The following is a 17,812-nucleotide window of genomic DNA, read 5'->3' on the forward strand; positions in this document are numbered from 1 at the left end:
ATGAAAACATTGCTCCCGACGTCAACCGCTGGCAGCCTGCCTAAGCCAACCTGGCTTGCACAACCTGAAACGCTGTGGTCACCGTGGAAATTAGAGGATCAGGAGTTACTGGCCGGTAAGCAGGATGCGCTGCGTTTATCGCTTGATGAGCAGATCCGCGCGGGGATTGATATCGTCAGCGATGGCGAACAGACGCGCCAGCACTTTGTGACCACCTTTATTGAACACCTCAGCGGCGTGGATTTTGAAAACCGTCAGACCGTGCGCATTCGTAACCGCTACGATGCGAGCGTGCCGACGGTGGTCAGCGCCGTGGCGCGTCAAAAACCGGTGTTCGTGGACGACGCAAAATACTTACGGCAGCTCACGGATAAGCCAATCAAGTGGGCCCTGCCGGGGCCAATGACCATGATCGACACCCTTTACGACGCGCACTATAAAAGCCGCGAAAAGCTGGCCTGGGAGTTCGCTAAAATCCTCAATCAGGAGGCAAGAGAGTTAGAGGCCGCAGGTGTCGATATCATTCAGTTTGATGAGCCGGCATTTAACGTCTTTTTTGATGAGGTCAACGACTGGGGGATTGCGGCGCTGGAGCGTGCCATTGAAGGGCTGAAATGCGAAACTGCGGTGCACATCTGCTACGGATACGGCATCAAGGCCAATACCGACTGGAAAAAGACCCTTGGCTCAGAATGGCGCCAGTATGAAGAGGCGTTTCCTAAGCTTCAGACATCGAATATCGACATCATCTCGCTGGAGTGTCACAACTCCCGCGTGCCGATGGATCTGCTGGAGCTGATCCGCGGCAAAAAAGTGATGGTAGGCGCCATCGACGTGGCAACCAACACCATTGAAACCGCGGAAGAAGTGGCTGACACCCTGCGTAAAGCGCTGCAGTTTGTCGATGCCGACAAGCTTTACCCGTCAACCAACTGCGGTATGGCGCCGCTTTCCCGTCAGGTTGCCAACGGTAAGCTGAAGGCGCTGAGCGCCGGAGCCGCGATTATCCGCAACGAGCTTGGCGCGTAATCACCTGCTCTGCGTTTGCCAGTAGAGCGGCGTACCGAAACACCCGACGTAATGATCAATCACCGCCCTGACGTTAAGGGGCGGATGCCGCGCGTTTGGGTAGATCGCCGCAATATTCAGGGGCTCCGTATGAATGGCGCATTCCAGCCCTGGCAGGAGTGCGACCAGTTCGCCCTGCTGCACGCGGTCGCCAATCAGCCAGTCCGGAAACAGCACAATCCCCATCCCGCCCAGCGCGGCAGCAAGCAGCGATTCCGCATTATTTGACGTCATTAATGGCATCACCGGGTAGTGCACCCACTCCTCCCCCGCACCGCGCAACAACCAGCGGTTAGGCCCCGACGAACCACGGTAGACCAGGCATTTATGATGCGCCAGATCGTCCGGCCCTTGCGGCGCGCCGTGCTGTCGCAGATAGTCCGGCGAGGCGGCCAGATGGTAGCGCTGCTGACCAAAAATGCGCGCGTGAAAGGTGGAGTCCGTCAGCACGCCGATGCGAAAGATCACGTCGGCGGCATTCTTGTGCGGGTCGATAAAATCATCGGTCAGCGTCAGCTCGATATTCAGCCGCGGATAGCGCGCCGTCAGACCAGGCAGCCCTGGCGCAATGTGCCGCTGGCCGAAAAAGACCGGTGCATTAATGCGGATCGTGCCGGAAGGCTCCGTTGAACGTGCATCCAGCTCCCGACGAGCCTCCTCAAAACTCGTCATCATCTCCCTGGCATAGCGGATAAACAGATGACCACTTTCTGTGGGGATCACCGCCCGGGTATTGCGGTAAAAAAGCTGCTGGCCGAGTGCGTCCTCAAGCTGGTGGATAATGCGCGAAACCTGCGAGGCGGAAAGGCCCTCGCGGCGCGCGACCACGGAAAAATTTTCGGCTTCAAAAACCGCGATAAAAATCTTCAGCGAACGGAGGTTCATGCTCCCGGCATCGTACATTCGTGCATATCCTGCAAAGGTGTTTCCTGCATTATGGCATTTTTCTCATGACCAGACCGACGTAATCTTCTCCGCCTGCAAAACGGAGGAATAACAATGCAGCTTGTTTTGATTTTACTGGTGATTGCCGGGGGGATGGGGCTTTCCGTAGAGGCTGGCCTGCTGGGGCCGCTGGGTGGAAAAGTCGGTGATTTATGGGCCACGTTCAGCATTTTTGGCGTCGGCGCCGCGCTGACGTTTCTGCTGATGCTGTTCTTCAGCCCGCGCAACAGCCCGTCGTTTTTTGCCCAGCCTGGCTGGCAGTTGCTCGGCGGGGTACTTGGCCCGGTTTACGTGGTGATCCTGACCCTAGCCACCCCGGCCATCGGCATCGCCCTGACGATGATTGGCATTCTGGCGGGGCAGGTTTTTAAAAGCCTGCTGATCGACCATTACGGTCTGCTGGGCACACCGCACAGGAAGATCAACGCGAAACGGATCGTCGCGCTGGGTTTTATTATTGCGGCACTGATTCTGGTCGCACAGGGGTAACACGATGACACTGATGATGATTATTCTGGCCGTGTGCGGCGGCGCGACGCTGAGCATTCAGGCGGCGATCAACGGGCAACTCGGCAGCCGCGTGGGCGTATTCAAAAGCGCGTTCCTGACGTTCTCCGTTGGCGCGCTGGTCACCGCCTTGCTGATTTTTTTCTTTGAACCAAAACAGACAGTCACCCTGCTGGACGTGCCGAAATGGCAGCTTCTCGGGGCGATGTTTGGCGTGCCGTACATTGTGATCATGGTCGTGGCGGTGCAGCGCATCGGCACCGCCGTCGCCACGGTCGCGGTGATTTTTGGTCAGCTCACCATGAGTATGCTGATTGATAACTTTGGCTGGCTGGGCAATGCGGCCATTCCGTTTTCGACGAGCCGACTGGCCGCCGTCCTCTGCCTGGGTATTGCGCTGTTTTTCATTTACTCAGGCAGTAAAAACGCCCCTCCCCACGATTAACGTTACGCCTTGCGGGTAAAGAACAGCGTCACCGTGGCGACGGTGACGCCAAATTTCTTCATCTCGGTTTTATTAAACAGGTGTGTGCCATCCTGCAGGTACATCCAGTCGTCGAAGTGCAGCAGCCAGGTGCTGCCGTTGGCCTTCACGTTCATGCTGTACCTCCAGTTGAAGGCATTGCCCGCCGCCTGCCCCGTCGCCACGCCGTCGATATCGCCCGCCGTGCCCTCATAACGATCGGTCGCCACGCGGCGGATATGCCATACCCGCTGCTGTTTTTCACCATCGTCGTAGACAAAATGTTCATTCAGCGTCAGCGTGTCGCCAATCACGTCCCCGGCAATCTCCACGTGGAAGCGGCGGATCTGCTTCCCGCTGCGATCCTGCACCATCCCCCACGCTTCCGTTTTGCCCTGGAAATAGTGGAATATATCAAGCCGCGGCTGCTGCTGGCGGTACTCCGTCACGTCCGTGCTGCAGCCTGCCAGCAACATCGTCACACCCAGCGCCATGATCAAAAAACGTTTCATTGTTGTCCTCCGATTAACTGCTGACGCAGCTCAGGGTATTTCGTGCGGGGATCAAGCCAGATCCCCAGAAAACGTGTGCTGAACGCTTGCGACTGAGGCGGCCCCAGGGGTCTGAAAGTGCCCGATGCAGAAGGTGCGCGGTACCAGAACTGTCCTTGCTTATCGTTAAGCACGAACGCCAGCTGCGCCCCCGGCCCGACATCCGGCCACAGCGAGGCAAGCATTCGCAGCCAGGCTTCGCTCTGCGGTTCCTGCTGCAAAACCCCCTGTGCTCGCCACTGGTCGCGGGTTGCCTCGACCAGGTCTTCACTGTCGATGTCACGCGCGTAGGTGATAATGAGCGCCTGATCCTGCATCTTGCCGGTGTAGCGCCCTTCAGGGGTGCGCAACTGGGAGGTATAAACGGTGAAAGGCCCCCAGGTCAGCGTGGCATCCCCCACCTTGCGCCAGCCAAGCCAGTCGGTTGCCTGGGCGAAAGGCGTAAGGGTGATGAGCCAGAGGAACAGGAGTGCGGCTCTCATTGTTGCCTCCCTGTCAGCAAGTGGTAAAACAGCATCAGCACCAGCCAGCCCGGCACCATCCAGCTGACGACGATAAAGGTTGGCTCCAGAAAGGCGATGGCACCGAGCCGCTCACCGATAAGATACGCCACCGGACCGCCCACGGAAGCCAGCAGCATCAGCATCCAGCCGGGTAACGTTGTGGTGCGGGTGAGCTGCGTCCAGACGGTGGCAAACATCAGCCACAGCGCCACCATCCACACGGGCATCAGCGATTCACCGGTGAAGGCGATCAGCCCCGTCAGCGCCCAGAGTGCATCCAGCAGAGTGCCCGCGAGTGCCAGCAGAATGGCATAAACGCGGTGTGCAGGCGGCAACATCAGGCAGGCGAAGATCGCCAGCACGCACCAGATAATCAGGCCACGCTCGCGAAACAGCACCACCAGCGTCCAGTAGAGATCGAACGCGATAGCCAGGGCGAAAACCTGCACGTAACGTTTCATACGCGCTCGGCGGTCAGTTGCACCACGCTGATGGTGCGGGCGTTAAACCCGGCTTCGCAGTAGCCAAAGTAATAGAGCCACATCCGACGAAACCGCTCATCAAATCCCAGTTTTTCAATCTCCTGCCAGGCATGGAGAAAACGCTGACGCCAGTGCGCCAGCGTGCGCGCGTAGTCCGGCCCCATATCAAACAGGTTGCGCACCACAAAATCGGTGTGGCGCGTCATCAGCGCATTCATCGCCGTTATGCTCGGCAAAAAGCCGCCGGGGAAGATATACCGCTGAATAAAATCCACGCTTTTGCTGTAGTCGCGATACCGCTGATCCTGAATGGTGATGGCCTGAATCGCCATGCGCCCACCCGGACGCAGACGCGCCTGACAGGTGCGGAAGAACGTTGGCAGATAGCGTTGCCCGACGGCTTCAATCATCTCAATCGACACCAGCTTGTCGTACTCGCCGGTTAAATCGCGATAGTCGCAGAGCAACACCTCAACGCGGTCCTGCAGACCGGCCCGGGCAATCCGCTCTGTCGCCCAGCGATACTGCTCCTGCGACAGCGTGGTAGTGGTCACCCGGCAGCCGTAGTGACGGGCCGCGTATTCCGCCATCGCCCCCCAGCCGGTACCAATCTCCAGCAGATGATCGCTGGGGTTCAGCGCCAGCTGTTCGCACAGACGCGCCATTTTCGCCCGCTGCGCGTCGCTAAGATCCTGCTCCTCCCCGCTAAACAGCGCGCTGGAATAGAGCAACTCCTTGTCCAGAAAATGGGCATAAAACGCGTTACCCAGATCGTAATGTGCCGCAATGTTTTCCCGCGCCTGCGCCCGGGAGTTGCGCCGCGTCCAGTGGCGAAGCCGCTCCAGCGGTCTGCCAAGCAGGCGGAACCCGTTTTCGAGCCGCCCCAGTACCTGGCTGTTTAGCGCAAGCAGTTGCAGAAGCGGCGTGAGCTGCGTGGTTTCCCATTCGCCATCCATCCAGGCTTCCGCCGCGGCCAGGCTGCCTCCGGTCAGGACGCGCCAGTAGACGCCCGGGCTGAGGATCTGCACGTCGGCATGCAGCGCGGCAGACAGCTCACCGAAATGAAAGGTCTGCGCCCCTTCACGCAGCGTGAGCGAGCCGCCACGAAGGCCGCTCAGCACGCGAAAGAGCAGCCAGCGCGCGACGCGAACGTTGCGCGGGATATCGGGTTCAAGCGCAAAGACAGGATCGGTCATGAGCGTTCACTCCTGCTGACAGGATGGTTATACAGAGGCACGCGCTTAAGCCACAGCCGCAGCGCCTGCCAGTAAATCGCGAAAACGGTTTTGAGCGTCATCAGCGGAATACGCAGCAGCAGTCCACGCAGTGCCGGGCGGGTCAGCGGCGCGCGGCGAAGCGCCAGCGTGGCATCAAATACCTTTGACGCCTGATGATTTTCAATGTGCATATGCAGCGTGTTATCCGGGTTGTTGAAGCGCCAGTGGTAAATCATGTCCATGGGGTTAAACGGAGAAACGTGAAACGCTTTCTCCGTGGGCTGGGCGTGCTGACCATTGACGGCGTAATAATGTCGTTCGTTCCAGGGCGTATTGCGCACTTCGGCCAGCACCCAGCGCAGCGTCTCTGCCGGGTCATAGCAGTAGTAAAAATTGACGGGATTAAAATGAAAGCCGAAGTAGCGCAGTTGCGTCAGGAGCATCACCCGCCCCTCAGGACGTTCGCCGGTCAGGCTTTCCAGCCGATTCAGCACGTTCTCTTTAAGCGGCGAGCCCAGCGGATAATCCGCATCATGGAACGATGCGGCGGCAAACCGGTTGCGCCGCACGCCAACGGTGGGCAACTTATCCAGTTCGTCGAGATCGAGCCAGGCCATAAAGACGCCGTAGCTGAACTCATGCGTTTTCGGCTGGAGACGGCGGTGGCGTAATACGCCGTGATAGAGGCAACTGTTCATCGGTTTCCCTCCCCGGCTGTTATCGCATTGACGACATCCAGCGCGCTGCGCACGCCATCTTCATGAAAGCCGTTGTACCAGTACGCGCCGCAGAACCAGCTCCGCTGGTGACCGTTGATTTCGCTGCGGCGCGCCTGTGCCCGCCAGCTTTGCGGGTTAAACAGTGGATGTTCATACACAAAGCGCCGCAGCACGAAGCGTTCGTCCACCGGCGTTTCGGGGTTTAAGGTGACGCAGAACAGCGGGCTACCGGCGGGCAGCCCCTGCAAGATATTCATGTTGTACGTTACGCAGGCGCTGGCCTGATCCTGGCCGCTCAGGCGGTAGTTCCAGCTGGCCCAGGCGCGCTGACGCACCGGCAGCCAGCGCGGATCGCTGTGCAGTACCACCTCATTACGCTGCCAGCCAATATCGCCCAGCACCTCCTGCTCAGCGGCGGAAGGTGCGTCGAGGATGGCCAGCGCCTGGGCTGAGTGACAGGCAAAAATCACCTGATCAAAACGGTGGCTCGATTCTTCAAGATGGATGGTGACACCCTGTGCATCACGGCTTACCCGCTGCACCGGCGCGTTGAGGTGCAGCGTGAGCCGGTCACCCAGCTGTGCCAGAATAGCGCGGATATACTCCCGTGAGCCGCCGGGCACCACGTACCACTGCGGGCGCTGAGTGATATCCAGCAGACCGTGATTCTCAAAGAAGCGTAAAAAGAGCGGCAGCGGAAAACGTTTCATCTCCTGTAGCGACGACGACCAGATGGCCGCCCCCATCGGGAGAATATAATGACGCGCAAAGAACGGCGTAAAGCGATGCTGTTCCAGGAACGTTTGCAGCGTCGCGCCGGGCTCCACGTCCTCTTTCAGAGCCTGTTTCGCCAGGCGATTAAAACGGACAATCTCCCCAAGCAGACGCCAGAACGCCGGGTTCACCAGGTTACGACGTTGTGCAAAGAGCGTCGTCAGGGTGTGGCCGTTGTACTCCAGCCCACTTTGCGGATTGTGTACCGAGAAGCTCATCTGCGTTTTTTGCCCGCTGATGCCCAGCTCGCTAAGCAGCCCCATAAAGCGCGGATAGGTGCGGTCGTTGTAGACGATAAAACCGGTGTCGATGGCGTAGGTACCCTGCGGCGTCGGCACGTCAACCGTGGCGGTATGGCCGCCGGGGGTGGCACCGGCTTCAAACAGGGTGACCTCATGATGGCCGGCAAGGCGCCAGGCGCAGGTCAGCCCGGCGATGCCGCTGCCGATAATGGCGATCTTCATGAGCGCACCATCCTGCGCAGCAGTGCGCGCTGTAAGAACGCTGGCAGCCCGGAAAGCAGCCGCAGCGTCAGACCAAATCCCGCTGGAAACGCGATGTGGTTTTTACCTTTTTCCAGGCCACGGCGAATGGCTTTTACCGCCTCTTCAACGCTCACCCTGCCCGGCATAGCGAAATCATTTTTGCGGGTCAACGGGGTGTCGACAAAACCGGGCGATACCACGGTGACTGCAATCCCTTTTGGCTCCCAGTCGAGACGCAGGCTCTGCGCAAACCAGGTGAGCGCGGCTTTAGATGCACCGTACGCTTCAGCGCGTGGAAACGTCAGCCAGTGAGCCATAGAGCTCACCAGCACCACGCGGTTACCGGCCACAAGCTGTGGCTGCAGCGCGGCAAGGCAATTGACAGGCCCCTGAAAGTTAGTGGTCATCACCCGCTCTACCAGCGCGGCGTCCACCACGCCGTGTTCCAGATATTCGCAGGTTCCGGCACAGAGGATCGTCAGGTCGGCCGCGCAGCCCGTCAGCGCCTGGCGACAGGCGTCCCTGTCTGTCATATCGAACAGGCGTACCGTAATGTTTGAACTGTGCTGATGCAGGGCTTCCAGACGCGCCGGATCCCGCCCGCAGGCGATGACATGGTGACCGTCACCGGCAAAAGATTGCGCCAGCCCCGCCCCAATGCCTGAACTGGCGCCGGTGATCAGGACCGTCATCATGATTTCACCCTCCGCTTCACGCCGCGAACCGCCCAGCCAAGCAAAGGCAGATGTTCGTAGATCATCTCTCCGGCATCGTAGTAGTCCCGCTGGCGAATAATCCGATCCTTTTCCACGTCCACCACGGAGCAGCCAGGCAGTTCCAGAGGCTCGCCACCGGCAATGCGCGGGTGCGACCAGTGCATGACCCAGGTGACAACAAAGCGATGCTCGCCGATCAAAGGGGAATCAAGCGTGAAACGACAGTGTTCGACATTCGCCAGCAGATGGGTGAAATAGCGCTGCAGGGCGAACAGGCCGTTATGTTCACCAAACGGATCGATAAGCGTGGCATCGGGATGGTAAAGCCCCGCCAGCGCCGAGGGCGGCTGGGAATCCAGCGCGGTGTAGTAATCAACAAACCGACTGATGACGTCAGGCAAAAGGTTCATGGGTCACATCCTGGCGGTAAACAACGTAGCGTAAGCGCATAATTAAAACTTACACAATTAGAGTTATTTGTCCAAGTTTGTGCAGAAATATATTTTTATTATTTTAATTATCAGTTGGTTGGGTAAGTTACTTTCGTGCCAGTAGTTGAGGCGCAATAAGGTCTGACCGTCATCGGGCTACTTTTTCAGGTTAACCCTAAGGTAAATTCCCCCGTTCTCTTCCAGGCTTATTCTTTTTATTCATAAGGATGACATGCGATGAGACGTTTCTTTCTCTCCCTTTTCTCCAGCCCGGAATCGTTACTTCAGGTGATGAGTCAGCAGGAAATCATTGAAGCCGTTGAGGATGGCGACCGGATTATCATCGACCAGGATGGTAATGCCTCGGTGAACTATAAAAGCAACGAGGTACGCCAGGATTTTCTGCGCCACGTCAATGCGTTAAAGAGGGCGTAATATGGGAACGGCGATATTTATGGTGCTGATGGTCTGCGGGTACTGGTACACCAGCCGCGACCTCTCTACCCGCTTCAAAATCAAGCGATCCTTCGGCTGGGATGTCTATTTTCTGGTTGCCCTTTACGGCTCGATCTTCGTTCTGCAAGGTGTGATCGCCACCGGGCTGCTCTGGCTGCTGCTGCTCGCCCTCTCCGCGGCTGACAACACCTTCCACTTTACGTCAGAGCGTTATGCCGACTGGCAGATGGACTTTATGAACTGGAGTTTCCTGGGTATCCAGGCACCCGTAGTGGTGATGCTGGCCTTCGCCATCCTGTTTTGTCTTTACCGCTCAAACTGGGCGGGCAGCGCCCGACTGGACGGTGAAGGCAGGAAAAAGCTCTATAAGCGCCTGGCGCAGGCGAGCGGGATTGAACAACTGCTTTATCAGTGCATGGAGCAAGGCGAGCTGGCGCAGGTGACGCTACGGTCGGGGCGTATCTATGTCGGCATGATCCATACGGCGACGCTGGAATATGAGAAAACGGCCAATATCGTGCTTATTCCCATGCTGAGTGGCTATCGCGATCGCCAGACGATGAATTTTCGCATCGAAAATAACTACAGCAAATGGTATGACGGGCATGGCATCACCCTCGACTCTGAGCCCAGAAGTGCGATGGATTTCAGAAAGGTGATTATGCTCAACCAGATTGAGAGCCTTGCGCTGTTCGACCCGGCAAGCGCCAGCGTGCTCGACATGGCTCAGCGGGAAAAAGCCGCGCAATGAGCTTCTCATCCGTTCAGTAAGGCGTGTAAACTACCTTTAGTAGTTAACTGATTTGAGGAAAAGATGGTTGTTAAGCGCTTAAGAAAAGAAGAACGCCGCGCACAGCTGCTGGAAGTCGCGCGCGGAATTGTGCGCCAGCAAGGCACTGAGGCCCTTACGCTGGGTTTCCTGGCCGAGCGCGCCAACGTCACCAAACCCATTCCTTACGATCATTTTGGCGATCGTGAAGGGCTGCTGATGGCGCTCTATCAGGACTTCAGCGACAGGCAGCTCAAGAAATTTCGCGAGACGTTGAACAGAGACAATAAAACGCTGGCACAGACGATCCGTTTTTTCAGCGCCGCGTATATCGACTGCGCGATCTCTGCGGGCCCCGAAACGGGCCCCATAGCGGCGGCTCTGTCCGGCTCGCGGGCGCTGCAGATTTTCCGCGAGGCCTGCGTGGCCGACTGCGCAGACTGCCTGCGGATGGCGCTTGCCCCTTTTATTGTGCTGCAAGGGGTAACAGGTGAAGCGGCCCTGACAGCCATTATTGGGGCCGCGGATGCGCTCAGTACGGCTGCCGGAAATGGGATCCTCGCGCGTAACGTTGCCGAAGAGATGCTCAGCGGCGCGATGACTGGCGTCCTCAATACCTATCTGGACAGCACAAAATGAGTGCCCTGCCAGATTGACAGTTAAGTTACCAATAGTAACATAGAGACATCTTCACTCACCCTGTTGAGGTCTCTATGTCTGCATCAAACGTCATCAATACTGCCCTGATCGTGACGGCTCATCCGGTCGAAAATTCGTTATCCCAATCCCTGGCGCAGCGAATTGCCGGGAAGTTACAGGAACAGGGTACGCAGGTTGAAATAGCCGATCTGCATGCCGAAGGTTTTTCCCCGACCATGATTCGACCCGACCTTGACCTCTACCACGGCGATGCCCGCGCGCTGCCGGACGAGGTGCTGCGCGAGCAGCAGCGTGTCGAGCGCGCGGATATGCTGGTATTTGTCTTCCCGATTTACTGGTGGTCCGTTCCCGCCCTTCTGAAAGGCTGGTTTGATCGGGTGCTGACCGTAAACTGGGCCTATAAAGTGGCTGAAGATGGTCGCATCGTGGGTAATTTACGTGATGTGCCCGTGCGCCTGGTCGCAACGGCGGGCAGCGATCTGGCCGGGTTCGATAAGCACGGTTATTCCGGTGCCATTCAGACCCAGATTGTTGAAGGGGTGTTTGGCTTCTGTGGCCTTAAAAACGTGACGCTCGATATCCTCTATCAGGCCGATTCAGCCACTCCTCAGCAGGTGGACGAATTCCTGCAAAGCCTCACTAAGATCTGAATCGTACGGCGCAGCCATTCCCGAGGTTTGGCTGCGCACGCAAAGCCGTAATTAGCGCGGTATCAGCGCTTCAAGTCCCCTTCGCAACTGACTGACCACCTCTTTGGTATCCATGCCCATTTGCGCATGTATGATGGCACCGTCTATCAGCATTAAAATTTGCGTGTTAATAGCCTCATCAGCAATACCGGTGAGGGAGGCAATTTTTTCCCGGGTTTCAGATTTATGGTTGCGGCAAATGGCTTTTATTTCACTTTCATTGTCTTCTGATTTTGCTTCTGCGCTGGCATTAATAAACGCACAGCCATGAAACAACGGGGAAATAAACCACCCGTTAAGCGTTGCAGCTAATGCATCCGATGCAGCCCGCTCCTCTTCGAGATATTGTCGAAGCGTGGTTTCAAACCAGGTAATCCACAGCTCGTGCCGATATTGCAGATAGGCAAGAATAAGCAAACTCTTACTCGGGAAATGGCGATAAAACGTCACTTTAGTCACTTTTGCCTGTTTGATAAGCGTATCAACGCCCGTTGCTCTGAACCCGGTGGAATAAAAGAGTTCGTGCGCGGTGAGTAATATTTTATCTCTGACGCTGACTTTTTGATCGTTATTCGTAGTGAGAGTATTCACGCTTATCTGGCCTCAAACAGTGTGTTGACAGACGGTATTTACAGGCATAGATTAACGCAAGTAGACAGACCTGTCTACATACTATCAACCCGAGGTAGCCGAGATGAACACACGCCCCCCTTTACCGCCGTTTACCCGTGAAAGCGCCATTGAAAAAGTCAGGCTGGCAGAAGATGGCTGGAATAGCCGCGACCCGGCAAAAATCGCACTGGCCTATTCGCTGGACACGCAGTGGCGTAACCGTGCGGAGTTCGCCACGAACCGCGCGGAGGCGCAGGCGTTCCTTGAGCGGAAATGGAAGAAAGAGCTGGATTATCGCCTGATAAAAGAGCTTTGGGCATTTACCGACAACCGCATCGCCGTGCGCTATGCCTATGAATGGCATGATGATTCAGGTAACTGGTTCCGCTCTTACGGCAATGAAAACTGGGAGTTCGAGCCGGACGGCCTCATGAAGCGGCGTTTTGCCTGCATCAACGATATGCCCATCAAGGAATCTGAACGGCTCTTTCACTGGCCGCTGGGCAGACGCCCGGACGATCACCCGTCCCTGAGCGATCTGGGGTTATAGGATTTTTCATATCTCCGGGCTTGTGCAATAACTCCGGGCAAAGAGTGATACACTCTGGCTCACAGCACTGAAAAATACATGATTAAAAGAGTGACCAAATCATATGATGGTCACTCGTTGTCAACTGATGCCCGTCGCGCTAAGCTGAAATAATGACGAAAAATATGAACACCCCATCCACGCGTGGTCCCCTTGACCACTCTGTCCGCGAGCAAATCGTCGAAGCGGCTTTTGAGCACTTCGGCCATTACGGCTATGAAAAAACCACCGTGGCAGAACTGGCTAAATCCATCGGTTTTTCAAAAGCCTATATCTATAAATTTTTCGATTCCAAACAGGCAATTGGCGAGGTTATCTGCGCTAACCGCCTGGCGCTGATCATGACGGCAGTGGAAACAGCCATCGCCGACGCGCCGTCGGCCAGTGAAAAAATGCGCCGCCTTTTCCGGGCGTTAACCGAGGCTGGCAGCGAACTCTTTTTCCACGATCGTAAACTTTATGATATCGCCGCCGTTGCCGCGCGGGATAAGTGGCCGTCTACCGAGCGGTATACCGAGAGCCTGATGAAACTGATTGAAAGCATCATTGTTGAAGGCCGCCAAAGCGGGGAGTTCGAAAGAAAAACGCCCCTGGATGAGGTGACCTACGCCATATACATGGTGATGTGCCCTTTCATCAACCCCGTGCAGTTGCAATATAACCTCGAAACCGCCCCGACCGCAGCACTCCTCCTCCCTTCCCTGATTTTACGAAGCCTGGCCCCCTGATTTGTGACCATTGACTTTATTGGTCACTGGTCTGAGAATGCGGAAACCGTCCCTGGATACGATAAGGTTTCCCCATGCTCAGGCTTCATTCCGCCCGTTTTGCCGTTTGTCTCCTCCCTTTCGCCCTGGTGGCATGCGGTGATAACCCCGCCACCGACGATCCGCGCACCCAGCCACCGCTTGTCAGATCCGCCTCCGTTGAACCGGCGAACGATGCGTCCCGCGCGTTTACGGGTGTGGTCGTTGCCAGAACGCAAAGCGATCTCGGTTTCCGGGTTCAGGGCAAAATCCTTGAACGCCTTGTTGATACGGGGCAGACCGTTAAGCAGGGCCAGCCGTTAATGCGTCTGGATCCGGTTGACCTGAAGTTACAGGCACAAGCACAGCAGCAGGCGGTGGATGCCGCCCAGGCCCGGGCGAGAAAAGCCACCAGCGATGAGGCGCGCTATCGCGGCCTGGTGGCAACAGGTGCTGTCTCTGCCTCGGAGTATGACCAGATAAAAGCGGCAGCGGATGCCGCCAGAGCTGAACTCAGTGCCGCACGCGCTCAGGCCACCGTCGCGCAAAATGCGACCGGCTATGCCGTGCTGCTGGCCGATTCCGACGGCGTGGTCATGGAGACGCTTGCAGAACCCGGCCAGGTGGTCAGTGCAGGTCAGGCGGTGATCAGACTGGCCCGCTCAGGGCAACGCGAGGCGCTCGTCCAGTTGCCAGAGACATTGCGCCCTGCCGTCGGTAGTAAAGCGCTGGCAACGCGCTATGGCAGCGAGGCACAGCCTGTTACCGCGACACTGCGCCTGCTCTCTGATGCAGCCGATACCACCACCCGCACTTATGAAGCACGCTATGTGCTGGAAGGCTCGCTGGCTAACGCGCCGCTGGGTGCGACCGTCACCCTGCATATCGAACAAAATGCTGAACGTCAGGTAATGCAGGTTCCGCTGGCGTCTCTGTACGATGCAGGCAAAGGGCCCGGCGTGTGGCGGATCTCCGCGCAGCCCGCAAAAGTGATGTGGCAGCCCGTCAAAGTGCTGAGTGTGAGCGACGATGCCGCGCAGGTGACGGGCGGCGTCAAACCGGGCGAGAAAATTGTGGCGTTGGGCGCCCATCTTCTGCATGACGGTGAAGCTGTCCGTCTGGCTGAACAACGCGGTACGGCTCTGGCGGGGAGTCAGCCATGAGCGACGGACGCTTCAACCTCTCAGCGCTTGCCGTGCGCGAGCGTGCCATCACGCTGTTTCTGATTATTCTGGTGACGCTTGCCGGTATTTACGCCTTCTTTGGACTGGGACGGGCTGAAGATCCGCCCTTCACGGTAAAGCAAATGACGGTGATTACCGTCTGGCCCGGCGCAACCGCACAGGAAATGCAGGATCAGGTTGCTGAACCGCTGGAAAAACGGCTGCAGGAACTCAAGTGGTATGACCGTACCGAAACCTATACCCGCCCGGGCATGGCGTTTATCACCCTCTCCTTACAGGACATGACGCCCCCCTCCGAGGTGCAGGAAGAGTTCTATCAGGCGCGCAAAAAGCTTGGCGATGAGAGCAAAAATCTCCCGGCGGGCGTGATGGGCCCGATGATCAATGACGAGTTTGCGGATGTCACCTTTGCCCTCTTTACGCTAAAGGCAAAGGGTGAACCGCAGCGTCTGCTGGTGCGTGATGCTGAAAGCCTGCGCCAGCAACTCCTGCATGTGCCTGGCGTCAAAAAAGTGAACATCATCGGCGAACAGGCCGAGCGGATTTATATCGCCCTCTCTCATGACCGTCTGGCAACGATGGGGCTGGCACCGCAGGATATTTTCAACGCGCTGAACAATCAGAACGTTCTCACGCCAGCAGGCTCCATAGAAACACAGGGTGCGCAGATCTTTATTCGCCTTGATGGTGCTTTTGATACGTTGCAGAAGATCCGCGATACGCCGCTGGTCGCTCAGGGTAAAACGCTCAGGCTGTCTGATGTGGCAACGGTTGAACGCGGTTATGAAGATCCTCCCACGCTGCAGATCCGTAACCAGCGTGAACCGGCGCTGCTGTTAGGTATTGTGATGCGGGAGGGCTGGAACGGTCTGGCGCTGGGGAAAGCGCTGGATGCCGAAACGGCTAAGATCAACGAAAACCTGCCGCTGGGAATGACCCTGACCAAAGTCACCGATCAGTCCGTGAATATCCGCTCGTCGGTGGATGAATTTATGATCAAATTCTTCGTCGCCCTGCTTGTGGTGATGGTGGTGTGCTTTGTCAGCATGGGCTGGCGCGTGGGCGTGGTCGTCGCGGCGGCGGTTCCCCTGACGCTGGCAGTCGTCTTCGTGGTGATGGAGGCGGCGGGGATAAACTTTGACCGCGTAACGCTGGGCTCGCTGATCCTTGCTCTGGGTTTACTGGTTGATGATGCCATTATCGCCATTGAAATGATGGTGGTGAAAATGGAGGAAGGCTACGACCGAATCAAAGCCTCCGCTTACGCCTGGAGCCATACCGCCGCGCCTATGCTGGCCGGTACCCTCGTGACGGCGATTGGCTTTATGCCAAACGGGTTCGCCCAGTCGACCGCCGGGGAATACACCAGCAATATGTTCTGGATTGTCGGCATCGCCCTGATTGCCTCCTGGCTGGTTGCGGTGGTGTTCACGCCCTATCTTGGCGTTAAGATCCTGCCAGATATCGCCAAAGTCGAAGGGGGTCATGCCGCCATCTATAACACCCCGCGCTATAACCGCTTTCGCCAGCTGCTGGCCCGGGTAATTGCCAGAAAGTGGATCGTGGCCGGTTCCGTGGTCTTCATTTTTACCCTGGCCGTAGTGGGTATGGGACTGGTAAAAAAACAGTTTTTCCCTACGTCCGACCGCCCTGAAGTGCTGGTGGAAGTGCAGATGCCTTATGGCACCTCAATTGAGCAGACCAGCGCCGCAACGGCGAAAATCGAAGCGTGGTTAAAACAGCAGCCGGAAGCCAGCATCGTGACCGCCTACGTCGGGCAGGGTTCACCACGTTTTTACCTGGCCATGGCACCTGAATTACCCGATCCCTCTTTTGCGAAAATCGTGGTGATGACGGACAGCCAGACGTCACGCGAGGCGCTCAAGTTCCGGCTCCGGGAAGCGGTCGCCGGTGGACTTGCGCCGGAAGCGCGCGTGCGTGTCACACAACTGGTGTTTGGCCCCTACTCCCCCTTCCCGGTTGCCTGGCGTGTGATGGGGCCCGATGTCGATACGCTTCGCAATATCGCCGATAAGGTTAAAGGCGTTCTGCAGGCCAGCCCGATGATGAGAACCGTCAACACCGACTGGGGTTCACGAGTTCCCACACTCCATTTCACCCTCGATCAGAACCGTCTGCAGGCCACCGGCTTAACCTCAAATAGCGTGGCTCAGCAGCTCCAGTTCCTGTTATCGGGTGTACCAATTACTGCCGTGCGTGAAGATATTCGCGCTGTACAGGTTACAGGACGCGCTGCGGGCGATATTCGTCTTGATCCGGCGAAGATCGAAGGGTTTACCCTGGTTGGCAGTGCGGGACAGCGGGTGCCGCTGTCGCAAATCGGTCAGATTGAGGTCAAAATGGAAGACCCGCTCCTGCGTCGTCGCGACCGCACGCCCACCATTACCGTGCGCGGAGATATCGCCGACAATCTTCAGCCACCGGATGTGTCGGTGGCGATCATGAAACAGCTAAAACCGATTATTGATACGCTCCCGCCCGGATACCGCATTGAGATGGCAGGCTCAATTGAGGAATCAGGTAAAGCCACACAGGCCATGGTGCCGTTGTTCCCGATAATGATAGCCCTGACGTTACTGATCATCATTGTGCAGGTGCGATCTCTCTCGGCGATGGTGATGGTCTTTCTGACTGCCCCGCTGGGCCTTGTCGGCGTGGTTCCCACGCTGCTGCTGTTCAATCAACCTTTTGGGATCAATGCACTTGTCGGCTTGATTGCGCTTTCGGGCATTCTTATGCGAAATACGTTGATCCTTATCGGGCAGATTACGCATAACCAGAAGGAAGGTCTCGCCCCGTTCGATGCGGTGGTCGAAGCGACCGTCCAGCGGGCACGGCCGGTGTTACTGACAGCCCTGGCTGCCGTGCTGGCATTCATACCGCTGACCCATTCCGTATTCTGGGGGACGCTGGCCTATACGCTGATTGGCGGGACGCTGGGCGGAACGATCATCACCCTGGTCTTCCTGCCGGCGATGTATGCGATCTGGTTCAGGATCCGTCCTGCGAGTAGCGTTTCAAATTAACGGGGAGAATACGTTAAGTTTATTACATCCGGGAGTGCATTTTTAATTACCGACAGCTATTTTGCACCGCCTTAATGTTTATTCATCCCACCTTTCGCCGCCTCACTGAGGCGGCCCAAAGTTAAATATCGCTCCCTGGGTCAAATAATAAAAAAAATACCAAAACTGGCAGTTGATTCTTATTTGTATGACTTTTAAG

Annotated in this window: 21 protein-coding genes; 11 read left to right on the forward strand and 10 right to left on the reverse strand. The window is 57.0% G+C overall.

From position 1 onward, the window contains the following. Nucleotides 1-1,029: a methionine synthase gene (locus tag APU11_RS03895; protein ID WP_013096710.1), complete on the forward strand. Its 1,029-nt coding sequence runs from the start codon at nt 1-3 to the stop codon at nt 1,027-1,029. Here APU11_RS03895 and APU11_RS03900 read toward each other — a convergent pair whose 3' ends face one another. After that, nucleotides 1,030-1,971, reverse strand: a complete 942-nt coding sequence (locus tag APU11_RS03900) for a LysR family transcriptional regulator (protein WP_038980573.1) — start codon at nt 1,969-1,971, stop codon at nt 1,030-1,032. It lies immediately after the preceding gene. A 96-nt stretch (nt 1,972-2,067) separates the two neighbouring features. Here APU11_RS03900 and APU11_RS03905 point away from each other — a divergent pair, with 96 nt between their 5' ends. Together APU11_RS03905 and APU11_RS03910 are read left to right on the forward strand one after the other, a co-directional pair. Continuing rightward, complete coding sequence (locus APU11_RS03905) at nt 2,068-2,502, forward strand: DMT family transporter (protein WP_013096712.1); 435 nt, start codon at nt 2,068-2,070, stop codon at nt 2,500-2,502. A gap of 4 nt (nt 2,503-2,506) precedes the next feature. Then, nucleotides 2,507-2,965 carry a DMT family transporter gene (locus APU11_RS03910; RefSeq protein ID WP_045901127.1) on the forward strand — a complete coding sequence of 153 codons (459 nt, stop codon included), beginning with the start codon at nt 2,507-2,509 and terminating at the stop codon, nt 2,963-2,965. Nucleotides 2,966-2,967: 2 nt separating this feature from the next. Here APU11_RS03910 and APU11_RS03915 read toward each other — a convergent pair whose 3' ends face one another. The 8 genes from APU11_RS03915 to APU11_RS03950 are packed head-to-tail and all read right to left on the reverse strand — an operon-like array spanning nt 2,968 to nt 8,840. Next, nucleotides 2,968-3,495, reverse strand: coding sequence for a DUF3833 domain-containing protein (locus tag APU11_RS03915; RefSeq protein ID WP_020688129.1), 528 nt, complete (start codon nt 3,493-3,495; stop codon nt 2,968-2,970). Beyond that, nucleotides 3,492-4,016 carry a hypothetical protein gene (locus APU11_RS03920; RefSeq protein WP_038980571.1) on the reverse strand — a complete coding sequence of 175 codons (525 nt, stop codon included), beginning with the start codon at nt 4,014-4,016 and terminating at the stop codon, nt 3,492-3,494. Before APU11_RS03920 ends, APU11_RS03915 begins: the two co-directional genes overlap by 4 nt. After that, on the reverse strand, nt 4,013-4,498 hold the full coding sequence (locus tag APU11_RS03925) for a DUF2878 domain-containing protein (protein ID WP_013096716.1): 486 nt from the start codon (nt 4,496-4,498) through the stop codon (nt 4,013-4,015). The genes APU11_RS03920 and APU11_RS03925 overlap by 4 nt, the downstream gene beginning before the upstream one ends. Continuing rightward, nucleotides 4,495-5,715, reverse strand: a complete 1,221-nt coding sequence (locus APU11_RS03930) for a cyclopropane-fatty-acyl-phospholipid synthase family protein (protein ID WP_038980570.1) — start codon at nt 5,713-5,715, stop codon at nt 4,495-4,497. The genes APU11_RS03925 and APU11_RS03930 overlap by 4 nt, the downstream gene beginning before the upstream one ends. Continuing rightward, complete coding sequence (locus tag APU11_RS03935; RefSeq protein WP_038419351.1) at nt 5,712-6,434, reverse strand: DUF1365 domain-containing protein; 723 nt, start codon at nt 6,432-6,434, stop codon at nt 5,712-5,714. The genes APU11_RS03930 and APU11_RS03935 overlap by 4 nt, the downstream gene beginning before the upstream one ends. Continuing rightward, nucleotides 6,431-7,693 carry an FAD-dependent oxidoreductase gene (locus tag APU11_RS03940; RefSeq protein ID WP_058650337.1) on the reverse strand — a complete coding sequence of 421 codons (1,263 nt, stop codon included), beginning with the start codon at nt 7,691-7,693 and terminating at the stop codon, nt 6,431-6,433. The genes APU11_RS03935 and APU11_RS03940 overlap by 4 nt, the downstream gene beginning before the upstream one ends. Then, nucleotides 7,690-8,409 carry an SDR family NAD(P)-dependent oxidoreductase gene (locus APU11_RS03945; RefSeq protein WP_058650338.1) on the reverse strand — a complete coding sequence of 240 codons (720 nt, stop codon included), beginning with the start codon at nt 8,407-8,409 and terminating at the stop codon, nt 7,690-7,692. The genes APU11_RS03940 and APU11_RS03945 overlap by 4 nt, the downstream gene beginning before the upstream one ends. Then, nucleotides 8,406-8,840: a nuclear transport factor 2 family protein gene (locus APU11_RS03950; protein ID WP_013096721.1), complete on the reverse strand. Its 435-nt coding sequence runs from the start codon at nt 8,838-8,840 to the stop codon at nt 8,406-8,408. The genes APU11_RS03945 and APU11_RS03950 overlap by 4 nt, the downstream gene beginning before the upstream one ends. 258 nt (nt 8,841-9,098) lie before the next feature. On the opposite strand from APU11_RS03950, the gene APU11_RS03955 reads away from it, so the two are divergent. The 4 genes from APU11_RS03955 to APU11_RS03970 all read left to right on the forward strand — a co-directional run bounded on the left by APU11_RS03955 (nt 9,099) and on the right by APU11_RS03970 (nt 11,396). Further along, the gene (locus APU11_RS03955; RefSeq protein WP_013096722.1) at nt 9,099-9,296 is read left to right on the forward strand and encodes a hypothetical protein; all 198 of its coding nucleotides are present in this window, start codon (nt 9,099-9,101) and stop codon (nt 9,294-9,296) included. A gap of 1 nt (nt 9,297) precedes the next feature. Then, complete coding sequence (locus APU11_RS03960) at nt 9,298-10,068, forward strand: hypothetical protein (RefSeq protein WP_058650339.1); 771 nt, start codon at nt 9,298-9,300, stop codon at nt 10,066-10,068. A gap of 63 nt (nt 10,069-10,131) precedes the next feature. Then, on the forward strand, nt 10,132-10,725 hold the full coding sequence (locus APU11_RS03965; protein ID WP_038419347.1) for a TetR/AcrR family transcriptional regulator: 594 nt from the start codon (nt 10,132-10,134) through the stop codon (nt 10,723-10,725). Between the two features lie 74 nt (nt 10,726-10,799). Further along, nucleotides 10,800-11,396, forward strand: a complete 597-nt coding sequence (locus APU11_RS03970) for an NAD(P)H-dependent oxidoreductase (protein ID WP_013096725.1) — start codon at nt 10,800-10,802, stop codon at nt 11,394-11,396. A gap of 51 nt (nt 11,397-11,447) precedes the next feature. Here APU11_RS03970 and APU11_RS03975 read toward each other — a convergent pair whose 3' ends face one another. After that, the gene (locus APU11_RS03975) at nt 11,448-12,026 is read right to left on the reverse strand and encodes a TetR/AcrR family transcriptional regulator (protein ID WP_058650340.1); all 579 of its coding nucleotides are present in this window, start codon (nt 12,024-12,026) and stop codon (nt 11,448-11,450) included. 103 nt (nt 12,027-12,129) lie between these two features. Between APU11_RS03975 and APU11_RS03980 the strand changes: the two genes are divergently transcribed. The 4 genes from APU11_RS03980 to APU11_RS03995 all read left to right on the forward strand — a co-directional run bounded on the left by APU11_RS03980 (nt 12,130) and on the right by APU11_RS03995 (nt 17,613). Continuing rightward, nucleotides 12,130-12,597, forward strand: a complete 468-nt coding sequence (locus APU11_RS03980) for a nuclear transport factor 2 family protein (RefSeq protein ID WP_013096727.1) — start codon at nt 12,130-12,132, stop codon at nt 12,595-12,597. Between the two features lie 152 nt (nt 12,598-12,749). After that, on the forward strand, nt 12,750-13,364 hold the full coding sequence (locus APU11_RS03985; RefSeq protein ID WP_014831802.1) for a TetR/AcrR family transcriptional regulator: 615 nt from the start codon (nt 12,750-12,752) through the stop codon (nt 13,362-13,364). 74 nt (nt 13,365-13,438) lie between these two features. Beyond that, nucleotides 13,439-14,545 carry an efflux RND transporter periplasmic adaptor subunit gene (locus tag APU11_RS03990; RefSeq protein WP_029883115.1) on the forward strand — a complete coding sequence of 369 codons (1,107 nt, stop codon included), beginning with the start codon at nt 13,439-13,441 and terminating at the stop codon, nt 14,543-14,545. Further along, nucleotides 14,542-17,613 carry an efflux RND transporter permease subunit gene (locus APU11_RS03995; protein WP_058650341.1) on the forward strand — a complete coding sequence of 1,024 codons (3,072 nt, stop codon included), beginning with the start codon at nt 14,542-14,544 and terminating at the stop codon, nt 17,611-17,613. The genes APU11_RS03990 and APU11_RS03995 overlap by 4 nt, the downstream gene beginning before the upstream one ends. The last annotated feature ends 199 nt before the right edge of the window (nt 17,614-17,812 follow it).

Source organism: Enterobacter sp. 50793107 (assembly GCF_001463365.1).
Classification (GTDB): Bacteria; Pseudomonadota; Gammaproteobacteria; order Enterobacterales; family Enterobacteriaceae; genus Enterobacter; species Enterobacter cloacae.